The following is a 6,240-nucleotide window of genomic DNA, read 5'->3' on the forward strand; positions in this document are numbered from 1 at the left end:
CATGTTTCTAATACAGTTTCAGAAATATCACCCTTTGCTCTAAAAACTAAGAATCTTTCATTTTCAATAGTAATAACATCTTTACCTTTTTTAACCTCAACACCAACAGTGTACTTATAATCTCCGCTTAAATCTGTAGTATATTCTGTATAAACACCATACATTGCTGATTCATTTACTTTATTAAATGTTGCACTATATATATTTTTTTCATCATACTCTCCCCATAAATTTGGTAATTTTGGGTTTCCTGAATTTATTTCTGTTTCATTATTTGTAACTGTGCTAATACCTGAGATTACTAACTTTTTAATTCTATGAGTTTTCATATTATTTGATTCCTTGCTTATATTGCGATATGGGATTTATTTAAAAGTAGAATAAAAGAGCTTGTCTTTTATTCTATTTGGAAGATTAAGATTTTTTAACGTACATAGGAGTGATTTTAAGAGCTCCAACGCCTGGGATTTTACAATCAATATTATGATCAATCGCACTTTCAACTAATCTAATATTTTTGATTTTAGTACCAACTTTAACAACAGAAGAACTACCCTTTACTTTTAAATCTTTAATAATAGTAACATCATCACCACTTCTTAAAGTTGCTCCATTTGCATCTTTTACAGTAAACTCTGCATCTTCTTCATTTGCAGAATCTTTTGACCATTCATGCGCACACTCAGGACAAATAAATAAGCTTCCATCTTCATAAGTGTATTCACTTTGACATTTAGGACAATTTGGTAGTTGTTCCATTTTTTTCCTTTTAAATTAATTATTTCGCATGATAGCTAAATGCTCGTTAGTATTTGGTAATAATATAAATATTTAGATAAGATTTTCTTATATTTATCACTTTCTTATCAAATTTAAACTATTTATTACAATAGATTTTTTATTTTTAAAATATCTTCTTGCTCTAAAGTAAACTCATCAATTGCTAAATCTTCTAACATATGAGCTTTTGATTTTGTTCCATTTAAAGGTGTAATTCCTAACTGATTTAAAAATTTATAAAATACTTGAGCAATTGTTTTTTCATGTTTTATACATAAATCTTTTATTTCTTGGCTTTTTAAAATATGTGGATTTACTGTAAGTGACCAAAAACTTTGATATGTAATATCTTTTTGTTTACAAAATTCTCTTATTTCTTTATCATAGTTTGAATCTGCATAAAATCTATTTTGTACTACTTTTGGCTTGAATTTTGCAATATCATATAAATAAACTAAAAGTTTTAAATCATAACAATTACTAATACCAATTTGCCCTACTTGTCCACACTCTTGAAACTCTTCCATAGTTCTATAAACTTTTATCAAATCTTCAATAGGTGCAATTGGTGAATGCAATAAATATGAATCTATAAAATCTGTTTTAAGATTTTGCTTTGATTTTATAAATGACTTTTCAAGCTGAATTAGTACATCATCAGAAGATAAATAAGGCATATTATTTATATCTTGCCCTGATATTGGGGTAAATTTTGTTTGAATAAAAATATCCTCTCTTTTAATACCTTTATCAAAAGCATTTTGCAAACCAAGACCTACTAAATCTTCTCTATAATGTCTAGGCTGACAAGCTGTATCAACTCCCCTAAATCCACATAAAAGAGCTTCTTCAACTAATCTAGCTGTTTCTTCTTCTTTCCAAGCAGTTCCGTATATCATGTTTGGCATAAATTATCCTCTGTATTAAAATTAAATTTATTGTTAAATAAAGATTACAATAAATGGGGTTAAGACTTAATATAAAAATTAATTATTAAAACTTTTTTAATAGTTATACTTGCAAATCATTTTCTATAACAACTCTTAGAAATGCTGTAAAGCCTACATTATCTACACTTAGAGATTTATGGACATTTGATTTCATTACATTAAGTGCTTTAGTATATTTATCATAAAATTCAAAACTAGGTTTTGGTTTATAAACTAAATCTTTTAACTCAAAAGTTTTGATGATATTTTTTGTAGTTGTAGGTTTTATAAAATAGTCTTGATGTCTATTTATACTATAAGGAACTACACTAATAATAGTCCATTTTGCAAGTTTATACTGAGCCAAAAACTCAACTAAGCCTTCAAAACCTTCTTTTTTATCTCCATATAAAAGCTCGTATATTTCAATACTTAACATATCTTTTTCATAAGAATTAAGTGAGGCTATCATATCTTTTAACTTTAATTTATCAAATAGCGATACAAATACTGATTTTTGAACCACTTTAAAAAAGCCCTCAACTACTAAATTTGGATTTTGAAAATTCTCTTTTTTTAAAGCTTCTTTTGCAAACTCTTCTAACTTCAAAGGATTAAAACTTTTCATAGTAGGAAAAAAGTTTTTATCATCAAAACCATTTGGATAGTGTTCTAAAAATTCTGCTTCGTAGTCTTTTAATTTTTCTATATTCATATTATTTCTTCTAAAAATCACCCATTAATTTATCATCATTACTTAAATAAGCAGTCATATATTCATCTTTTATTTCTAATAAATTTTCATCATTTCTAATAACATTTTCGTTTGAAGTGATAATAGTCTGAATACCTTTTCTATGTAACTCATGTATAGCACGATAAATTCGGTCTTCATAAGTGTTTTTATTTCCATCAAAAGGACAATCAAAAGCAACAAATTTGATAAGTCTTTTTTGTGCATATGTTTGGGCTAATGCAGAAGCAAAGATTAAACATGAAAGTTTTTTTATAGTAGACTCATCATCTAAATTATCATTAGATTCTTCATCATTTTTCACTTTAATACTAAACTCTATATCATTTGAAGTATTAAAATCAATCAAAAAAGTTACCTCTTTGCCTAATATCATTCTGCCATATTTTGTAACACTCTCTTTTAATCTATCTATAAAGTGAGTGCTAATTAATGTTTTATTTTCTTCAATAACTTTAGTTAAATCTTCTTGTGCACTTTTTAAAGATGTTGATTGTGTATCTTCTTTTTTAATTATTTCATCTAGTTCATATTTTTTTCTAATTTTTCGTCCATCAATACCTAGAAGATTTGATATAACTGTTTTATACTCTATTTCATGCGTGTTTGCATATTTGTTTAATATAAATACATCATTTTGGTTGTTTTCATCTCTTAAAAAATATGTTATATATGTTCTGAATTTATTTATAGAATAATTAACTTTATTTTCAAAAAAAGATTTAGCTATACCAATACTTCCTTTTTTATTAAAATCTTTTTCATCTATTAGATATGATTTTTGTTTTGTGATTTTTAATTCAATATTTTTACCACTTTTTGTAGGTCTTTTAATCGTGATATATCTATTTGAAGCTATTTGAAGCTCAATATAAAAGATATAATCTTTAAAATGCTCTTGAGCTAAAAAGTATTTGTCCCCTAATAAACAAAAATCTATTAATTTAAAAAGAGTGCTTTTTCCTACACCATTGTTTTGAGAGAGGATAAAGTTTATACCTTTATCAAATTCTATGGTTTTAAAATTATCATTGTTTGAATACAATTTTGATATTTTCATTTATGTTTCCTTGTTTTTATAAATGATAAAGTTACTTATCATTTGTAGTAGTTTTGTCTAAAATGTAAAGTAACTTTATCATTTCATGCTTATATTTGTAGATTTAATTCTAGTGAGTAATTAATAAGTATTTGATTATCTCTTTTTACTTCATTTTTTGATACTTCTTCAAATCCAAAAGTCTCAAAAAAAGCCTTTGCAGTGATACTAGCATCAACACTTAGTATTTTAATACCATTTTTAGAAGCAATATCTAAAATATGGTTCATAAGAACTTTTCCAATTCCCTGACCTTGATATTCATGATGAACATAAAAACAATCAATATAATCATCATAGAACTCAACAAAACCAACAAGAGTATCATCAATCAAAGCTAAATAAGGTTTTGTTTTATCTAGCCTTTTTTTCCAAGAATCATAATCAATATTTGGATTAGCCCATGCTGTTAACTGCTCTTTTGTATACTCTTTATTGCATATTTTATGGATAGTATTTGTGAAAAGTGTTGGGATTTCTTTTAAATAACTTTTATTATAGTCTATTATTTTCATTGTTTTATTTAGCCCAAATATTAAAAAGTTTATTAGTAAATGACGAATCTATATCTTTGTACTTTTCTATAATTTTATCTCTAGAATCTACACAAATTTTATATAAATCATTTGCTTCTTTTGGAGTCAAATCACAACTATCTATTCCAAATCTTAAAAGATGTTTTTCAGTCCACCATTTTTTACTACCTAATAAATGTAAAGCTGGTATATCATTTTTTATATACATAGTTGTTGTTACAACATCATATGCATGAGCTAAATTTATATCTTTTATGCCATCATAAAGTAACCCAAAGTTTTTTAAATGAGCATCACCATTTTTAAGCAAAAAGTTTAAAACTGTCATCTTAAAAAAGTTTGCTAAAGCTCTTTTTTTATATTTTGGACTAACAAAAGTTTTTATTGTTTTTACTATTTGCTCATATGTGCCTTCATACTTATCATCTCTTTGTTTTGCTTGAAGTACACACATATCTTCAAAGCCTAAATAAGTGCCATCATTTTTAATATCAAATCTTTTCATAATAAAAAGTTTTTTATCATCAGAAATATAAAAATCAGGTACTGGAATATCTGCTTCTTTTACAACTTCCATACATAAAAATTCATTTAGTGCAAGGTCAGGATATTCATTTCCCCATGATTTCACTATGTAATCTTCTAGTTTTAAAGTAGCTTTATTTTCAATTTGTGCTAATACTTTTGGTTGAACACCAGAGATAGGAGAATTTAAAGCAAATCTACTTACTAATTCATCAAAAAGTTTTTCATCATTAGAATGAACTAAGTCATCTAGTCTTAAAGGTTTTAGATTATTTGAAGATTCACTTTCATAAGAAACTCTACCTTTTATTGATGATGACATAAGTTTTAATAAACCAAAATCATCTGTCTTAGCAAACTTAGAAAAGTGTTTTTTGATAATAGAAAGAAGATAGCCCTCAGGTAAATGCATTTCAAAAATAGGATGGAGTTCTTTACTATCCCATGATTTATTTCTCACAGGCATTGTAAGAGAAATAAAGTTCATTTTATCTTCTGTTTTGTATGAAAAAGTATATTCACTATCTTCAAAAGATAATATGCCACTATTTTTATTTTCTACTTGTACTTTTAAAGAATTATTCATCTCTTAGATCCTCTAATGTTGGGAATAAACTCTTTTCTTTTAAAGAAAACTCAAACCCTAAATAATCAATAATTTGTAATATCTTTTTAAAACCAATCTCCCCTCTTCCATTTTCTAAAGAAGATAATGTAGCACGTGAAATATTTAAATCTTCGCAAAGTTTAGTTTGTGATATTTTTTGTTCTTTTCTGTGTTTTTGTATTTCTTTTCCAAATTCATTTAAATTCATAATACTTCTTTTGTCTAATATATTTTACATAATACTATAATATACTTTTTATGTCAAATATAATTGACAAAATAACTATTTAGATTTATTCGAAATATTTACTAAAACAAGAAATTAATTCCGTATACTGTTCCCGGCATTTTTAAAATTTAATAGTAAATACTATGATATCTCAACAATTTTATTTAAATACCGGTAGCTTTTTTTAGATTCTTTGATAGCGTCAATTTCAATTCATCTGTCATTTTAATCATTAATTCATCATATGTATCTTTAAAATGCTTATTCATTTCAATAATTAAATTTTCGTGTTGTTGTGTTAGTTCCTCTATTGAATTTTTTAACTTATCACCCGTTAATTGTTCAGCCCTTTCTCTTCCTGCCAATAATGCACCATAAGTTGCATCAATGTATTCACTGTTAGTTACATCAACGACCTGTAATAGTTTAAAGAAAGTATCATCTGCACATTTTTTAAATAAATCTAATTCTCTTTTCTCTTCTATTTCATCAGTTAAATTATCATGATCAATTAAACTAAAAACATCATCAAATTGAGCATAGTCATTTTGATACATTTCATTGAAATATTCAGCTTTATCTTTAGCTTTTCTATCTTTTACTGAATGAGTTGCTAAAGATATAAGTTGAGCACCTAAACCAGATATACAAGCTTTTAATTTTTTTTCAATTGTTTCATTATCTTTTATTTTTGAAGCTGCAATTTTATTATATATATCAACTAAATCTTTAACTTTATTTTCAAGACCTTTATTTTCAATATTATGAGCGATATCATTTC

The 6,240-nt window shown here is 25.6% G+C and carries 9 protein-coding genes; all 9 read right to left on the reverse strand.

The window, feature by feature from the left end; translation table 11 throughout:
- Positions 1–329 (reverse strand): GyrI-like domain-containing protein (locus ACERKK_RS10135; RefSeq protein ID WP_373772966.1); only part of this gene is annotated, 329 nt, incomplete at its 3' end.
- A gap of 85 nt (positions 330–414) precedes the next feature.
- Positions 415–759, reverse strand: coding sequence for a zinc ribbon domain-containing protein YjdM (locus ACERKK_RS10140; protein WP_373772967.1), 345 nt, complete (start codon positions 757–759; stop codon positions 415–417).
- Positions 760–884: 125 nt separating this feature from the next.
- Positions 885–1,688 (reverse strand): aldo/keto reductase family protein, encoded by an 804-nt coding sequence (locus ACERKK_RS10145; protein WP_373772968.1) that lies wholly within the window; start codon positions 1,686–1,688, stop codon positions 885–887.
- Between the two features lie 103 nt (positions 1,689–1,791).
- Entirely contained in the window at positions 1,792–2,424 is a 633-nt protein-coding gene (locus tag ACERKK_RS10150; protein WP_373772969.1) for a hypothetical protein, read from the reverse strand.
- Between the two features lie 10 nt (positions 2,425–2,434).
- Positions 2,435–3,523 (reverse strand): hypothetical protein, encoded by a 1,089-nt coding sequence (locus tag ACERKK_RS10155; protein ID WP_373772970.1) that lies wholly within the window; start codon positions 3,521–3,523, stop codon positions 2,435–2,437.
- 89 nt (positions 3,524–3,612) lie between these two features.
- Positions 3,613–4,077, reverse strand: coding sequence for a GNAT family N-acetyltransferase (locus ACERKK_RS10160; protein ID WP_373772971.1), 465 nt, complete (start codon positions 4,075–4,077; stop codon positions 3,613–3,615).
- Positions 4,078–4,081: 4 nt separating this feature from the next.
- Positions 4,082–5,209 (reverse strand): type II toxin-antitoxin system HipA family toxin, encoded by a 1,128-nt coding sequence (locus tag ACERKK_RS10165; RefSeq protein WP_373772972.1) that lies wholly within the window; start codon positions 5,207–5,209, stop codon positions 4,082–4,084.
- Entirely contained in the window at positions 5,202–5,438 is a 237-nt protein-coding gene (locus ACERKK_RS10170) for a helix-turn-helix domain-containing protein (RefSeq protein WP_373772973.1), read from the reverse strand. Before ACERKK_RS10170 ends, ACERKK_RS10165 begins: the two co-directional genes overlap by 8 nt.
- A gap of 185 nt (positions 5,439–5,623) precedes the next feature.
- A partial coding sequence (locus tag ACERKK_RS10175) for a hypothetical protein (RefSeq protein ID WP_373772974.1) occupies positions 5,624–6,240 on the reverse strand: 617 nt, incomplete at its 5' end.

The organism is Poseidonibacter sp. (assembly GCF_041821165.1).
Lineage (GTDB): Bacteria > Campylobacterota > Campylobacteria > Campylobacterales > Arcobacteraceae > Poseidonibacter.

Coding starts and splice junctions, on each gene's coding strand:
- ACERKK_RS10150 (WP_373772969.1), bottom strand. CDS start 2,424: ATGAATATAGAAAAATTAAAAGACTACGAAGCAGAATTTTTAGAACAC.
- ACERKK_RS10145 (WP_373772968.1), bottom strand. CDS start 1,688: ATGCCAAACATGATATACGGAACTGCTTGGAAAGAAGAAGAAACAGCT.
- ACERKK_RS10160 (WP_373772971.1), bottom strand. CDS start 4,077: ATGAAAATAATAGACTATAATAAAAGTTATTTAAAAGAAATCCCAACA.
- ACERKK_RS10155 (WP_373772970.1), bottom strand. CDS start 3,523: ATGAAAATATCAAAATTGTATTCAAACAATGATAATTTTAAAACCATA.
- ACERKK_RS10165 (WP_373772972.1), bottom strand. CDS start 5,209: ATGAATAATTCTTTAAAAGTACAAGTAGAAAATAAAAATAGTGGCATA.
- ACERKK_RS10170 (WP_373772973.1), bottom strand. CDS start 5,438: ATGAATTTAAATGAATTTGGAAAAGAAATACAAAAACACAGAAAAGAA.
- ACERKK_RS10140 (WP_373772967.1), bottom strand. CDS start 759: ATGGAACAACTACCAAATTGTCCTAAATGTCAAAGTGAATACACTTAT.